The sequence below is a fragment of the Polaromonas sp. P2_G11 genome (assembly GCF_056403595.1).
The window spans coordinates 678570-694032 of the sequence record NZ_JBFUFE010000003.1; the positions used below are offsets into that span (position 1 = coordinate 678570).

Below are 15463 nucleotides of genomic sequence, written 5' to 3' on the forward strand. Positions count from 1 at the left end.
TCAGGCGCCCTTGCCTTTTGCGCTCTTCCCGCTCGGCGCTTGTTGCATCTCGACGAAACCGGCGGCAGCCTCCTGTACGTCAGGCGGAAAGTCAGACATCTCCTGCACCTGCCGCACTTCGATGATTTCGTTCTCGCCGCCCGGGCAGCGCGTTGCCCACTTGATGGCTTCCTCGCGCGAGGCCACGTTGATCATCCAGTAGCCGCCCAGCACTTCACGGGCTTCGGCAAAAGGGCCGTCCTTGACATGGGCCTTGCCACCGGGAAAGGTTACGCGGGCGCCCATGGAGGGTGGGTGCAGGCCGTCCAGCGCGAGCAGCACGCCGGCTTTTTGCAGCTCCTCGTTGTATTTCATCATCGCGGCGACGGCGTCGGCGCTGGGCATGGTGCCTGCGTCGGCAGTTTCGTAGCCTTTGGGGATCATCAGCATCATGAATCGCATTTGAATACTCCTTGAGTGTGGGGCGGGTGAGCCGGGCTTACTTTTCTGCAGCAGCCTTCAGGTCGGCCAGGCCTGCTTCGAAATCCTTGCCCACCATCTTGTCCATATCGAAGAAGACATGCATGACCCTGGCCATCAGGGGCGCGGGGCCCGCCATCTCCCAGCTCACGACGCTGCCACCGGCTTGCGGCTGGATGGTAAAAACCACCTTGTTATGGGCCTCAAAAGGCTTGCTGAAGTTCAGGTCTATCCTGACGAGCGAAAACGGTACGGACTCGGTGATCAGCATGTCACCCGTGCCGACTTCCTTGCTTTCCCAGGCGTAGGCCGAGTCCTTGCCGGTGGCCGGACCGCTGAAGCTGCGCTTCATGGCCGCGTCCTTTTTCTCCCAGGGCGACCAGGCGGCCCACTGTTTGTAGTCATTGATCAGCGGGAAGATTTTCTCGGGCGGCGCCTGGATGGTGGTCTGGCGTTGTACGCGGAAGGTGTCTGGCTTGTTGGAGGCCAGTATCAGCACGGCCACGATGAAAACCACGATGGCGACGGCCGCAATGATGGCGATGGTCTTGAACATGTTTGTATCCCTTTAAGTTGGTGTTTGTTCACTTCGTAAATGGTCGAGCGCCGGATTCACAGGCCCTTTCCGGCCTCCAAAAAGCGTCTGCTCACCGGTACGACGAACGAAAAACCCGAAATCGACAGGCCGGGTCGAAAAATTTCAATTATTTTTTGACCCAAGCCAAGAACGCTAGGCCTGTGCGAAATCGGCAGCTTCATACAGCAGCCGGATTTCCACCTCAACCTCTTCCGTATCGCGAAACGGGAAGGGATAGGCCAAGGCCCAGTCCACCGCAGCCTGCAGCGAACGCGCCTGGATGATCCAGAAACCGGCCAGCAATTCCTTGGCTTCGGCGAAGGGCCCGTCCATCACGCTGGGTTTGCCCCGGGTGAACTTCATGCGCGACGCGCTGGCGCTGGGCTTGAGCCCTTCACCCATGAGCAGCACGCCAGCCTTGACGGCTTCGTCGTTGTGTTGGGCCATGCGCCCCAGCCACTGGCTGTCGGGCACGATGCCGGCTTCGGCGCGGTCATTGGCCTTGAGCAAAATCATGAAGCGGCGGAACCCCTCGGGCAGCGGCGGCGCGCCTTCCCCGGCGACGCCGCGCAGGCCGCCGGGGCAACCGCCCTCGCGGATTTCCAGCGAGGTGTTGCCATCCGCATCCTCTTGAGGCCAGCGTTTAAGCCATTCCAGTGCGTCACCCCTGGAAGCCGCCTCAATCATGGTGAAACCGGCGATCAGCTCTTTGGCTTCGGTGAAGGGGCCATCGATGACCGTGGGCTTGCCACCGGAAAACCGGATGAGCGCGCCCTTTGAGCTTGCCTGCAGGCCCTCGCCGCCCAGCAGCATGCCGGCCTTGGCCAGTTCTTCGTTGTAGGCGCCCATGGCGGCCAGCAGTGCGGGGCTGGGCAGCTCGCCGGCTTCAGTGCTCGCGTCGGATTTGCGCAGGATCATGTATTGCATGCGTGAAGTCTCCTTGGAACCCGGTTTTTACCTCAAACACGGGCCCGGCAGCCAGGCGCCCGCTTTCAGGACTTCGCGGCAGTCTGTGCTTCGACCTGCTGGCGCAAGCGCTCTTCGGCTTCGCGAAGTTCAGGCGTGAATTCGGCGCCGAAGTCTTCAGCCGAAAACACCTGGCGGATTTCGATTTCGGCCTCGCTCTCAGGCGGCAAGGGGCAGCGTTTGATCCACTCAATCGCCTCTTCTTTCGACGAGACTTGCAGCATCCAGAAACCGGCGACCAACTCTTTGGTTACGGGGAAAGGCCCGTCGATCACGGTGCGCTTGCTGCCGGAAAACCTGACGCGCGCGCCTTTGGCGCTGGGGTGCAAGCCTTCGCCCGCCAGCATCACGCCAGCCTTGACCAGCGATTCGTTGAACTTGCCCATGTCGGCCAGCAGTTGTTCGCTGGGCATTTCGCCGGCTTCGCTGTGTTTGTCGGCTTTGATGAGGACCATGAATTTCATTTCGGACTCCTTGGTGTTGCGTTAGGTTTGCGTTGGGAGCGGAGAGCCCGGACAACCCGGGCAGAAAAATCCTGCTCTTACCGGTACGACGAACGGAAAGCGCGAAATCGACAACGCGGGACCATTTTTTTTAGGTTTTTTTGTAACGACGGCCGAAAAGGCCTGGTACCTGGCTCAGGTCAGCAGGGTCACTGCTGCCGAAAAGCTGAAAAAAGCCAGCACCGTCGACAACAGGATGATGCGCGCGATGCGGCCGTTGTCCGCGCCAAAGCGCTCGGCCAGCAGCGCCACATTGCTGGCGCTGGGCAACGCCGCCACCAGTACGATGACCGTGAGTGCGAAGGGTTGCAGCGGCACGCCCACAGCGATGGCACCCAACCCGACGAGGCCCACCAATACCGGGTGCACCACCAGTTTGATGAGCGCAACCGGCACATACTCCTTCAGGGGTGTGGCAGCCGTACTGTTCATCTGCGAGCGCGCCAGCACCGCGCCAATGGTGAACAGCGCCACAGGCGAGGCCGCATCGGCCAGCAGCCCGACGGTCTGCATCACCGGCCCTGGCAACATCACACCCAGCCCGGACGATAGCGCGCCCAGCACAATCGCCCACGGCATGGGATTGAGCGCCACGCCCTTGAGCGCTTTTTGCGCAGCGACCTCTGCGCCATGAATGTCGGCCGAGTCCAGCCGCGACAGCGCGATGCACAGCGAGCTTGTCACGAGCAAGTCAACCAGGATGGTGACGATGGCCGGGCCGGCGGCCTGAGCGCCCAGCAGTGCCACCAGCAGCGGCACGCCCATGAAGCCCGTATTGGGGAAAGCCGCCACCAGCGCACCGAAAGACGCATCGTTCCAGGCAATACGGCCCTTGCGCGTGAGCATCACGGTGAAAGCCACCATCAGCAACGCGCACACCAGGTAGACCGCCACCAGGCTCGCGTCCAGCAGCTGCGCAATCGGCGTGCCGGCGCCAAAGCGGTACAGCATGCAGGGCAATGCGAAATACAACACGAAGGTATTGAGGCCAGGAATGGCCAGCTGCGGGAGCAGGCCCCGGCGTGCAGCAAGGTAGCCGCACAGCACCAGGGCGAAAAAAGGGAAAGTGACGAAAAGAATGCGGAGCACGGCACTGATTGTCGCCCACGCCCTTGCGTGCGAGTGAGCAGCACGGTCCCGCTTGCACATCGATTGAGCATAAAAAATAGCTGCGGCGCAGGCATCGCCTGCGCGAGCAGCTATGTTTTTAATAGCAAAAAATGGTTGGCCAGCGGGTCCGCGTCAGGTGATACCGATCTGACCCAGCCAGCCTGCCGCCGAGCGCCTAGCTCCCCCGGCGGCGTTGCCCTTTAAAAGCTGTGCGCAATGCCCGCGTAAATGGTTCTTTGCCCCTGGTTGACATTCGGATTTCCCGAGATGCCCCCGTCCACCCCGAAGTTGGCACCACTGGAGTTGCTGACGCTGCCGAATGATGCGTACAGCAACGTGCGCTTGGACATGCTGTAGTCCGCACCCACCATGCCCAGCGTGGCCTTGCCGGCCACCCGGTCAGACTTCACGTGGAAGACCGAACCGATCAGCGTGAGCGCTGGCGTCACATCGTAACGAACGCCAACCCAGGCATGCTTGAGCTTGGACGCGGCTGTGAGGGCCGCGTCGGGTGCGGTGATGTAGTCGTAGGCCGCATAGAGCTTGGCCGGGCCGAACTTGTATGTGCCGCCTATGATGGTTTCCTTGGAGGTGCTGAAAACATCCGTGAAGGTGGCGGCAGCATTACGGCGCTCTGAATAGATGGCGCGCAGCATCAGGTCCTGGTTCGCATAGGTCATCGATATGCCCTCGCCGCGGTTGGCCTTGCTGTTTCCAGCCTGTTCGCCAAACGAGATTTGCCCGGTGGCGCTGAAGCCGCCCATATCAGGCGTTGAATACTCGACCACGTTGCTGGCACCGGGCCAGCTGCGGCCCCTGACCAGGGTGGCGCTGCCCACCCACTGTTGGCCGGTCGGGTCCAGGTCCCACACGTCGTTGCTGATGAACAGGTTCTTGCCAAGACGGAAGCTGCCCCAGCTGGCGTTGGACAGACCGACATAGGCGCGGCGGTTGAACAATGCCGAGCCGACCGAGCCGTTTTTCAGTTCAAACCCGCTTTCGAGAAGGAAGTTGGCCGCCAGCCCGCCGCCCAGGTCTTCCTTGCCCTTCATGCCCCACATGCTGGTGCCCCACTGGTTGCTGGCCACCATGGTTTTGGAGAAGCTGGCATTGGCCACCGGGTCATACACATGGTCGATATACGCCAGGCCTGATACGGCACGTCCGTACATGGTGACACTGGACTGGGCCGAGGCCAACTGTGGCGCCAGCGCGGCCGCGCAGGCCACACCGAGGTACACACTACGGAAAGCAGCTTTCATGATTTGTCTCTCTTTGCTATGGTTAGGTTGAGTCAGTTAAAAAGTCCGGATATGCCCATCCGCCGGCATGGCTGCCCAGAGCGAACCCGGTTCGGGCGGGGAAAATCTGCGGCGAGCTTCATCGTGCTTTTCAGGGCTCGGTAGCTGGCAGCGCCGCATGGCGTTTTGGCCGTGTTGATGTCTGTTCATGGTGGTCCGCCGACAGGCAAGGCGCGGTCCAGATGCACATAACCGCCATCGGGATGAATCCACTGGCCCGTCGTGTGTGAGGCGCGATCGGACAGCAGGAACACTACCGTGTCGGCAATTTCGCGGTCGGTCGTCATGCGCTGGCCCAGGGGGATCCGGGCCGTGATGTCGGCCAGCGCCGCTGCCGGGTCGGCAAAGGTCTTGAGCCACGTTTCATAGAGCGGCGTCATGACTTCGGCCGGCAGCACCGCATTGACCCGCACGCCATGTGGCGCCAGGGCGGCAGCCCATTCGCGTGTCAGCCCCAGCTGGGCCGCCTTGGCCGCGACGTAGCCGCTGGTGTTGCCCTGCCCAGTGAGCGCCGTCTTGGAGGAAATGTTGACGATGGCGCCGCGCCTGGCCTTTAGCTGGTCCAGGCACAGGTGAGCCATCAGGTAGTAATGCATCAGGTTGGACTGCAGCGAGCGCTCGAAGGCCTCGGGGCCGGCCTCCAGGCCGACGCTGTCGTTGACGCCGGCGTTGTTGACCAGCGCATCAATGCCGCCGAATTCGGCCACGGCACCCTGCACCGCGGTCCGGCAGGCCGATTCGCTTTCAAGGTCGAGCTGGAAAAACCCATGGCGTGCACCGAGCTCCCGCAAGGCCGCGGAAAATTCCGGCAACAAGGGGCTGCGGCCGAAGATCACCGGCACGGCGCCCTCCCGCGCCAGCTGCAGGCTGATGGCCCCGCCAATTCCGGCGCCCCCGCCGGTGACAATGACAATCTTGTTTTGAAGGTGCAAATTCATCAAGGGCTCCGGTGTCAGATGTTGGTTATGGTCAGGCTCAGCCGAGGGTGTGTAGCGGCCATCAGCCCTTGAAGGCGTACTGCGCCAGCGACTCGCGCTTCATCTCAATCGAATAGCCAGGCCGCTGCGGCGGCATGTAGGCGGCATGGCGAATCACGCAGGGGTCCACGAAATGCTCGTGCAGGTGGTCCACGTATTCGATCACCCGGCCTTCCTTGGTACCGGCGATGCAGAGGTAATCGATCATCGACAGGTGCTGCACGTATTCGCACAAGCCGACCCCGCCGGCATGCGGACAAACCTTGAGCCCATATTTGGCCGCCATCAACATCACGGCCAGCACCTCGTTGACCCCGCCCAGGCGGCAGGCGTCGATCTGCACCACGTCAATGGCGCCCTGCATGATGAGCTGCTTGAACATGACGCGGTTCTGGCACATCTCGCCGGTGGCGACCTGCATGTCGCCCTTCACCGCCTCGCGGATGCGGCGGTGACCCTCGATGTCGTCGGGGCTGGTCGGCTCTTCGATGAACCAGGGCTTGGCAAAGCCCAGGTGGCCCAGCCACTCAATCGCCTCGTTGACATCCCACACCTGGTTGGCGTCGATCATCAGGGTGCGGTCGGGGCCGAGCACCTCGCGGGCGACGCGCACCCGCCGGATGTCGTCCTGCAGGTCGCGGCCCACCTTGAGCTTGATGTGCGAAAAGCCGGCGTCCACCGCCTCCTGGGCCAGGCGCCTGAGCTTTTCGTCGTCATAGCCCAGCCAGCCGGCGGAAGTGGTGTAGCAGGCGTATCCTTCCTGCTCGAGCGTCTTCAGGCGCGCGTCCTTGCCGGCGGCCTGGCGCGTCAACAGCGCCAGCGCTTCGGCCGGCGTGATGCAGTCGGTGATGTAGCGGAAGTCGATCAGCCTGACGATCTCTTCCGGGCTCATGCGGGCCACCAGCTTCCACACCGGCACGCCCTCCTGCTTGGCCCACAGGTCCCACACGGCATTGACCACGGCGGCAGTCGCCAGGTGGATCGCGCCCTTGTCGGGGCCGATCCATCGCAGCTGGCTGTCCGAGGTGATGTAACGCCAGAAGCGGCCCATGTCTTCGGTCACCCAGTCCATGTCGAGACCGACCACCAGGTGGCGCATGGCTTCGATGGCGGCACAGCAGATTTCATTGCCGCGGCCGATGGTGAAGGTCAGGCCATGGCCTTCAAGCCCCGGCTCGCCGGTTTCCAGCACCACATAGGCGGCCGAATAGTCCGGGTCCGGATTCATCGCGTCCGAGCCGTCGAGATGCCGCGACGTGGGAAAGCGCACATCGACGACACGCATGGATTGGATAGTGCTCATGAAGGATTGCCTGGGGATTGCTGTTTGCCTGGTGAAGAAGCGCTTCAGCGCGTGGTAGCCCTGAGGCCGCCGCACCCATCAGTCATACAGAACCGCAGCGATCTTGGGATCATTGATGGTGGTCTTGTCGTAGTAGTAAAAGCCGGTGTCGATGACCTTGGGCAGCTTTTCGCCCTTGAGGGACTTGACCGCCGCCTCCACCGTCTTGTAGCCAATGCCGACCGGGTTCTGGGTAATGGCGCCGGCCATTGAGCCGTCCATGATGGCGGCCTTTTGCTGCTTGCCGGAGTCGTAGCCGATGATCACCACCTTGCGCTTCATCTCCCTGGCGCCATTCAGTGCACCGATGGCCGAGCCTTCGTTGGCGCCGAAAATTCCCTTGAGGTTAGGGTTGGCCTGCAGGATGGACTTGGTGATCTCGGTCGATTTGAGCTGGTCGCCGCCGCCGTACTGCACGCTGACGATCTTGATGTTGGGATAGGTTGACTTGATACGGTTGACAAATCCGTCGGTGCGATCGATGCCGGTGCGGCTGGTCTGGTCATGCACCACGAGGGCGACATCGCCGCTTTTACCGATCAGCTCGGCCATCTTGTCGGCGGCGAGGGCTGCGGCGGCCACGTTGTTGGTGGTGGTCGTGGTCACCGGAATATCGCTGTCCACGCCCGAGTCAAATGCGATGACCGGGATCTTGGCGGCCTGGGCCTTTTTCAGCAGCGGGATCGATGCCTTGCTGTCCAGCGCGGCAAAGCCGATGGCCGACGGCTTTTTGGCCAGCGCCGCCGCGAACATGTCGATCTGCTTGTCCACCATGCTCTCGCTCTCGGGGCCTTCGAAGGTCACCTTGACCTTGTAGTCCTTGCCGGCCTGCTCGGCGCCGGCCTTGACGGCTTGCCAGAACTGGTGCTGAAAGCCCTTGGAGATCATGGGAATGTAGATCTCGTCGGCAGCCAGCGCCGTCGTGCTCAAGGTAGAAGCCAGGCCAAGGCCCAGTGCGAGGCTCAAAAGTGTGCGTTTCAAAATCATGTTTGTCTCCGATCGTTATGGGGTTTGCTATGGGGTATCAAAAATCAGACGTTGGCATGGGTGGGATTTGGGCTTCTCTTTGATAAAAACTGCACTTGCTTTCATTTACTTGCGCTTTCGCAAAATATCGGCATACACCGCCACGATGATGATCAGGCCCGTCACCACCGTCTGCCACTCCTGTGCCACCGACATGATGCGCAGCCCGTTGGTCAGCACACTCATGATGAAGGCGCCGATGATGGTGCCCAGAATCGTGCCGGCCCCGCCGCTGAGCGAAGTGCCTCCGATCACGACGGCGGCAATCGCATCCAGCTCGTAGCCCTGGCCCAGCGCCGGCTGCGCGGAATTCAGGCGCGAAGCGATGAGCAGCCCGGCCACGCCGCAAATCGCGCCGCTGAGCGTGTAGACAATGATCTTCCAGCGGTCCACATTCACGCCCGACAGGCGTACCGCCTCTTCGTTGCTGCCCAGTGCGAAGGTGTAGGTCCCCAGCACCGTCTTGTTCAGGATCAGGCTGGATACCACCGCCACCACAAACAGGATCAGCACCGCATTGGGGATGGGCAGATCGGGCAGGAAATAACCGATCAACGACTCCTGGGAAATGACCGAGAACTCCGGCGTGTCGTTGAAATAGATTGGCTTGGATTGGGTGATGACCAGCGACAGGCCTTTGAGCATGAGCATCATGCCCAGCGTGGCAATGAACGGCGGGATCTTCAGCTTGGCAATCAGCATGCCCGAGGTGAAGCCAGAGAACGCACCGAAGAAAATGGCAGCCAGCACGCCCAGGTAGAAGGGCAGGCCCCAATAGGTCAGCACCACCCCGGCCATGACGGCGCAAAAGGTCATCAAGGTGCCCACCGACAGGTCGATGCCCGAGGTGATGATGACAAAGGTGCAGGCGATGGCCAGCACGCCGTTAACCGCAGTGGCCTGCAAAATGCCCACCATGTTGTCGGTCTGCATGAAGCTGGACGAGGCCATGCTGAAGAAAATCAGCAACCCCAGCAAGCTGGCAAATGCCAACAGCTTTTGACGGGTGTTGCTGCTAAAAGCTGCAGTTTTGAAACCTTGCAGCAACTTGGAGACGGTCATGGGTGATGGTTCCGGCGTTTTTTTAAAAAGCAGCAGCGGCAACCATGCCGGAAACGGCAGCCGGGGCTTCGCGCTGGGTGGCGAGCTGCATGATTTTTTCCTGGGTCGCGTCCCGTGCGACCAGCTCGCCGGTGATGCGGCCCTCGCACATCACCACGATGCGGTGGCTCAGCCGCAGCACCTCGGGCAGTTCGGAGGAGATCATCACGATGGCACGGCCCTGGGCCGCCAGCGCATTGAGCAGCTTGTAGATTTCGCTCTTGGCGCCCACGTCAATGCCGCGCGTAGGCTCGTCAAAAAACAGGATCTCGCAGTCGCGCACCAGCCATTTGGCGACGACGATTTTTTGCTGGTTACCCCCCGACAGCAGCGCCACTTTCTGCAGCGCGCTTGGGGTCTTGATGCCCAGTTGCGCGATCAGCTTCGCAGCCGTGTCCTGTATGGCAGCGGGCCTGAGAAGGAACCCGAAGCTCAAGAACCGCCGCAAGCTCGACAGCACAATGTTGGTCTGCACATCCATGCCGGTGGCCAGACCGAAGTGCTTGCGGTCTTCCGACAGGTAGCCGATGCCGTGCTCAACCGCGTCGGCCGGGCTATGCACCCCGACCTGGCGGCCCCTGACCCAGATCTCCCCTGAATCCCTTTTGTCGGCGCCGAACACGGCACGCGCCACTTCGGTCCGGCCCGCTCCCATCAGGCCGGCAAACCCGAGGATTTCGCCCTTGCGCACGGTGAAGCTGACATCCTTGATCGTACGGCCGCGATTGAGCCCGCGCACCTCCAGCACGGTCTCCCGGCCCTGATCGGTTGCCGGCGGCCTCTCGTCTTCAAGCAGGGCGCGCCCGACCATCATGCCGATGATGGTGTCCATGCTGGTGGTGGCAGTCGGCACGGTGCCGATGTACTGGCCGTCGCGCATCACTGTCACGCGGTCCGAGATGCGCTTGAGCTCGTCCATCTTGTGCGAGATGTACACGATGCCAACGCCGTGGCGCTTGAGCTGGCCGATGATGCGGAACAAGTCGTCGATTTCGGCATTGTTCAGCGCGGCAGTGGGCTCATCCATGATCAGCACGCGCGAGTCAAATGACAGCGCCTTGGCGATCTCGACCATTTGCTGGCGCGCCACCGTCAGGTCGCAAACCAGCGTGTGCGGTTCCAGGTTCAGGTTCAGGCGGTCGAAAATCGCTTTCGTGTCGCGGGCCATCTTCTCGGTATCGATGAACAGCCCAAGCCGCCCGAGCGGCTCGCGTCCGATGAAGATGTTCTGCGCCACGCTCAGATGGCTCATCAGGTTGAGTTCCTGGTGGATGATGCCGATGCCCAGCGCCTGCGCAGCGCGCGGGCTGGCAATCTCGACCGCCTGACCGTCGATGCTGATCTCGCCCGCATCCTTCTGGTAGACCCCGGCCAGCACTTTCATCAGGGTCGATTTCCCGGCGCCGTTCTCGCCCATCAGCGCATGCACCTCGCCTGCGGCAACCTCAAGCCTGGCGTTGTGCAACGCGCGCACTCCCGGAAAGGATTTGCACAGGTTGCTGATGCTCACAAGAGGTGTCATGGGCGGTTCCGGACAGGCGCGGTGCTCGCTCAGATCGGCGCGATGTCGTTGACCGTGGCCAGACGGCCCATCGACTGGCCCGGAGTGCGCCCCAACCAGGCGCTGCAGCAACGCCCGGAATCACCCGGGGCCAGGCAAACCGGCGTACGGGCCTGGCCGACGCCTTGGGCGGCCGCGCAGATCGATACTGTTTTTCCTTCCAAACTTCCTGGGTGCATGACAAAAAACCTTTTTGCGTTGAAGGAACCGTTCAATGAGGCGAAGGCACCAAAATCAGGAAACTTATTGTTACAAATGGTTCATTGATGAACAATCTATTCACTTATGGATCGAAGCGGTGTGAATCATAGAAATTTGCTCATCTTTCCAAGCTCCGGACTTTCCCTAAGTCAGGATTTAATTTATTGATGAACATTAAGTGCAAAAGTAAATAAATCCAAAACAATGAAGGCGAAAGTCTTCGCGAGCGCCGCGTGCCATATCAAGAGCGCTGCGTTACATATCAAAATTGCAATGCCTTCGACCTCACCCACCCTGCCGCCATGACACAAAAATATTCCGTTCTCCCGACGAATGACCAGAACACGAACGACGCCGGCGCCACCGCACCCCCGCCTCTTGCCGACGACCGCTACCGGGCACCGGCGCTTGATAAGGGCCTTGACATCCTTGAGTTGCTGGCTCGCCAGCCGCAGGGCCTGACGCGCGCGGAGATCGTCAAGGAAATGGACCGCAACGCGAGCGAGATCTACCGCATGCTGGAGCGGTTGGTGGCACGGCAATATGTCATGCGTTCGCTCTCGGGCGACCGCTATTCGCTGAGCCTGAAACTCTTCACGCTGGCGCACATGCATCCACCGCTCAACCGGCTGGTGACCCAGGCCATTCCCATCATGGAGGCCTTTGCGCACAAGGCTGAGCAGGCCTGCCACATGGGCGTTTACGACCAGGGCAATGTGCTGATCACCGCGCAGGTCAACGGCCCCGGCACCTGGAGCATGACGATCCGCGTGGGCGTGCATGTCGGGCTGGTCGATACCGCCTCGGGCCGGGTGTTGCTGGCTTTCGCAGATGCCAGCCAGGCTCAGCAAATGCTGGCCCAGCACACCGCACTCGAAGGCGAAGTGCCGATCGGGTCCGATGCATTGGCTGCCGCCCTCGGTGTCATCCGGGAGCAAGGCTATTTCGAGCGCGACAGCCTGCAGTCTTTCGGCGTGGCCGATATCTCCTGCCCCATCTTCGGGCCCGACCACAGCGCCCTGGCCGCGTTGACCTGCCCTTACGTGCGGCGCATAGACCGCCACGTCGGCCCCGACCAGAAAACCGTGCGCCTGCTACTGCAGCAGGCAGCCCAGGCACTGTCGTTGACGCAAGGTGGGTTCGCCCCGGCGAGCCGGAACGCATGAAGCCGTGCTTGCTCGTATGCTATTGATTCGATAGCTGCTTGCGCAGACCAGCATTGCGCCGCAAGCATTTATTGCTTGAATCCGGGGCTTGGGGTGGTTCCGTGCGGGCGCGGTCTTTTTTCATCCAGCCAAAGCGCCCGGCATGAAACCGGCAGCCTGGGCCAAGCCACGTTGCCTGCCCCAAAGGGGGCAGCCGCTATGATTTGCCGTTCACCGGCAGTACCTGACAAGGCCGGTCCCGCGCATTTTTCCCCTGGAACCGATTCTTTTCATGACCCACGGCCTGAACCTCGCCCAACAAGAAGCCGTGAACTACCTGCATGGTCCCTGCCTGGTACTGGCGGGCGCAGGTTCCGGCAAGACGCGGGTTATCACGCACAAGATAGGCCGGCTGATCCAGTCCGGCCTCAAGCCCGAACAGATTGCCGCGATCACCTTCACCAACAAAGCCGCCGCCGAAATGCGCGAGCGGGCCAAGGCGCTGATCGGCAAAAGCGCCAAAGGCGTGCTGGTCTGTACCTTCCACGCGCTGGGCGTGCGCATGCTGCGCCAGGACGGCGCGGCGCTGGGCCTCAAACCCCAGTTCTCGATTCTCGACAGCGACGACGTGACCAGCATCATCAAGGACGCCGGCGGCAGCACCGATGCGGCCACGGCGCGGCAATGGCAATGGACCATCAGCCTGTGGAAGAACATGGGCCTCAACGCAGCCGAAGCCCTGGCGCAGGCCAATGGCGACGAAGAGCGCGCCATTGCCCGCGTCATGGCGCACTACGAAGAGCGCCTGACCGCCTACCAGAGCGTCGACTTCGACGACCTGGTCGGCCTGCCGCTCAAGCTGCTGCGCGAGCACGACAACGTGCGCGAAAAATGGCAGCAATCGCTGGGCCATGTGCTGGTCGACGAATATCAGGACACCAACGCCACGCAGTACGAGATGCTCAAGCTGCTCGTCGGCCCGCGCGGCCGCTTCACCGCGGTGGGCGACGATGACCAGTCGATTTACGGCTGGCGCGGTGCCACGCTGGACAACCTGAAAAAGCTGCCGCAGGACTATCCCAACCTCAAGGTTGTGAAGCTCGAGCAGAACTACCGCTCCACCAGCGCCATCCTGCGCGCGGCCAACAACGTGATCGGCCCCAACCCCAAGCTGTTTCCCAAGACGTTGTTCAGCGAGCTCGGCGAAGGCGAGCCGGTGCGCGTGATCGATTGCGACAGCGAGGAGCACGAAGCCGAGCGCGTGGTGGCCCGCATCCAGAGCCTGCGCGCCGAAGGCAGCTTGCAGGCAGAAGGCGGGCAGTACAAGGAGTGGAAAGATTTTTGCGTGCTGTACCGTGCCAACCACCTGGCCAAGCCTTTCGAGAAGGCCTTTCGCAAAGCCAACATTCCGTACAAGGTCTCGGGCGGTCAAAGTTTTTTTGACCGTGCCGAAATCAAGGACCTGTGCTGCTGGATGCGGCTGCTGGTCAACAACAATGACGACCCGGCATTCATGCGCGCGGTGACCACACCCAAGCGCGGCATCGGCCACACCACGCTGGGCGCACTCGGCACCTTCGCGAGCCAGTCAAAGCAAAGCCTGTTTGAGGCACTCTTCAGTAACTCGCTGGGCTCGGTGCTGCCGGCCAAGGCGGTGGGCTCGCTGCACGAGTTTGGCCGCTACCTCAACGATCTTGAGTACCGCGCCAAGCGCACTGTGGGTGCGGAAGACGCGCGCGTTTTCCTGAACGACTGGCTCAAGGAAATCGACTACGAGAAGCACCTCTACGACGGCGAAGACAGCGAAAAACTCGCAGCCGCGCGCTGGACCAACGTGATGGATTTTTGCGACTGGGTGGCCCAGCGCTGCGGCGGGCAGATCGATGACGCCTCAGGCGCCGTGGTGGCCGCCGAAACCAAAACCATGCTCGAAGTGGTGCAAACTATTGCGCTGCTCTCCACCATCAGCGAACGCGAAGGCGACCAGAACGTGGTGACGCTCTCCACCCTGCATGCCGCCAAGGGCCTGGAGTGGCCGCACGTGGTGCTGGCCGGCGTGAACGAAGGCCTGCTGCCCTTCAAGCTGGAAGACGATGACGGAGTCAATACCGACAGCATCGCGTTGCGCCTGCAGGAAGAGCGCCGCCTGATGTATGTGGGCATCACCCGCGCGCAGCGCACGCTGGCTGTGAACTGGCTGCGCAAACGCAAGAAGGGCCGCGACATGATTCCCGGCGCACCCAGCCGCTTCATCGCCGAGATGGCACTGGACAAAGCCACGGTGAAAGAAGACCCGCGAGAAAAGCTCAAGGCCTTGCGCGCGGAATTTGCGAAGAAGTCAGCGGACGGGATTGCGGCGGCAGCAGCGGCGGCAGAGACGCGCTAGCGCAGCCCTGTTCCGTGGTTAACGGCGCGAGATCAGGTGCCGGGCCGCATGAAGGCGTTTTCAGTGCTGTGGTTACAAACAGTTTCAGGCCGCGGGTTTTTACCGGTGCTTTACCTGATTGAGATCTATTCATGAGATAGTGCGCAAGCTCCACGGCCTGCGCGTTGCATCAACCCCGCACTCGCGTGCCCGAGTTTTCCGTTTCACCCCCTGCACTGCAGCCTTGGCCGCTCCGTCCGCCTTGCTGCGTTGCTACAGCCCGTACTGCACGGCCAGGCCGTGCACTCACTTGTTCATGACTTTGCTTTTTCTTCGACCCGCTCTTTTTTTAATCGCCGCTTGCGCAGTATCCGCTAGCGCTACGGCCCAAACGAAACCTGACGCCACGTGCCCGGCCGCCACGGAGATGAAAGCCGCGCAACTCCATGGCCTGTGGGCCGTGCGCTTTGACCGCCCACCTGCCGGCTTGCCGGCCCGCGCCACCATGCTGCTGGAACGGCATGCCGAATTCGCCGAAAGCCTGGCCGGCATCGTGAGCCGCGATCTGGGGCCGGCCGCCGGTTCCAAAGCCATTGCCGGACATGCGGCCAAGGCAGCACTGGCCGGTGACCTGGAGGGCGGCATGTTGCTGCTCGACGAGTCCTCCGACAATGTCAGCATCACCGGCACCTGGAACGGCGAAATGGTCGAAGGTTCTTGCGGCAAGGCCTTCAAGGGCACCTGGAAAGACACCAGCAGCAGCGCCCCGGACAATGCACCCGATGTGCCTTTTACGCTGACCCGGCTGCCCTGAACAGCGCAATTTTCA

15 protein-coding genes are annotated in these 15463 nt (G+C 61.8%); 4 read left to right on the forward strand and 11 right to left on the reverse strand.

Features of this window, described 5'->3' with window-relative positions:
- The 11 genes from AC1DWQ_RS13840 to AC1DWQ_RS13890 all read right to left on the reverse strand — a co-directional run bounded on the left by AC1DWQ_RS13840 (position 1) and on the right by AC1DWQ_RS13890 (position 10884).
- Positions 1-441 carry a YciI family protein gene (locus AC1DWQ_RS13840; protein WP_477670147.1) on the reverse strand — a complete coding sequence of 147 codons (441 nt, stop codon included), beginning with the start codon at positions 439-441 and terminating at the stop codon, positions 1-3.
- A 37-nt stretch (positions 442-478) separates the two neighbouring features.
- Positions 479-1015 carry an SRPBCC family protein gene (locus tag AC1DWQ_RS13845; protein WP_477670148.1) on the reverse strand — a complete coding sequence of 179 codons (537 nt, stop codon included), beginning with the start codon at positions 1013-1015 and terminating at the stop codon, positions 479-481.
- Between the two features lie 174 nt (positions 1016-1189).
- Complete coding sequence (locus tag AC1DWQ_RS13850) at positions 1190-1963, reverse strand: YciI family protein (protein ID WP_477670149.1); 774 nt, start codon at positions 1961-1963, stop codon at positions 1190-1192.
- Positions 1964-2028: 65 nt separating this feature from the next.
- Positions 2029-2466, reverse strand: a complete 438-nt coding sequence (locus tag AC1DWQ_RS13855; RefSeq protein WP_477670150.1) for a YciI family protein — start codon at positions 2464-2466, stop codon at positions 2029-2031.
- Between the two features lie 174 nt (positions 2467-2640).
- The gene (locus AC1DWQ_RS13860) at positions 2641-3594 is read right to left on the reverse strand and encodes an AEC family transporter (protein WP_477670151.1); all 954 of its coding nucleotides are present in this window, start codon (positions 3592-3594) and stop codon (positions 2641-2643) included.
- A 221-nt stretch (positions 3595-3815) separates the two neighbouring features.
- Positions 3816-4877: a porin gene (locus AC1DWQ_RS13865; protein ID WP_477670152.1), complete on the reverse strand. Its 1062-nt coding sequence runs from the start codon at positions 4875-4877 to the stop codon at positions 3816-3818.
- Between the two features lie 185 nt (positions 4878-5062).
- The gene (locus tag AC1DWQ_RS13870; RefSeq protein WP_477670153.1) at positions 5063-5854 is read right to left on the reverse strand and encodes an L-fucose dehydrogenase; all 792 of its coding nucleotides are present in this window, start codon (positions 5852-5854) and stop codon (positions 5063-5065) included.
- Between the two features lie 61 nt (positions 5855-5915).
- The gene (locus AC1DWQ_RS13875) at positions 5916-7196 is read right to left on the reverse strand and encodes an L-fuconate dehydratase (protein ID WP_477670154.1); all 1281 of its coding nucleotides are present in this window, start codon (positions 7194-7196) and stop codon (positions 5916-5918) included.
- A 78-nt stretch (positions 7197-7274) separates the two neighbouring features.
- Positions 7275-8219, reverse strand: coding sequence for a substrate-binding domain-containing protein (locus AC1DWQ_RS13880; protein ID WP_477670220.1), 945 nt, complete (start codon positions 8217-8219; stop codon positions 7275-7277).
- Between the two features lie 108 nt (positions 8220-8327).
- Positions 8328-9323 carry an ABC transporter permease gene (locus AC1DWQ_RS13885; RefSeq protein ID WP_477670155.1) on the reverse strand — a complete coding sequence of 332 codons (996 nt, stop codon included), beginning with the start codon at positions 9321-9323 and terminating at the stop codon, positions 8328-8330.
- Between the two features lie 22 nt (positions 9324-9345).
- Complete coding sequence (locus AC1DWQ_RS13890) at positions 9346-10884, reverse strand: sugar ABC transporter ATP-binding protein (protein WP_477670156.1); 1539 nt, start codon at positions 10882-10884, stop codon at positions 9346-9348.
- Between the two features lie 21 nt (positions 10885-10905).
- On the opposite strand from AC1DWQ_RS13890, the gene AC1DWQ_RS13895 reads away from it, so the two are divergent.
- The 4 genes from AC1DWQ_RS13895 (at position 10906) to AC1DWQ_RS13910 (ending at position 15448) form a co-directional block, all read left to right on the forward strand.
- Positions 10906-11190, forward strand: coding sequence for a hypothetical protein (locus tag AC1DWQ_RS13895; RefSeq protein WP_477670157.1), 285 nt, complete (start codon positions 10906-10908; stop codon positions 11188-11190).
- Between the two features lie 236 nt (positions 11191-11426).
- A complete protein-coding gene (locus AC1DWQ_RS13900; RefSeq protein WP_477670158.1) occupies positions 11427-12290 on the forward strand; it encodes an IclR family transcriptional regulator in 864 nt (287 codons plus the stop codon).
- Positions 12291-12561: 271 nt separating this feature from the next.
- Positions 12562-14655, forward strand: coding sequence for an ATP-dependent helicase (locus AC1DWQ_RS13905; RefSeq protein WP_477670159.1), 2094 nt, complete (start codon positions 12562-12564; stop codon positions 14653-14655).
- Between the two features lie 406 nt (positions 14656-15061).
- Positions 15062-15448, forward strand: coding sequence for a hypothetical protein (locus tag AC1DWQ_RS13910; protein WP_477670160.1), 387 nt, complete (start codon positions 15062-15064; stop codon positions 15446-15448).
- The last annotated feature ends 15 nt before the right edge of the window (positions 15449-15463 follow it).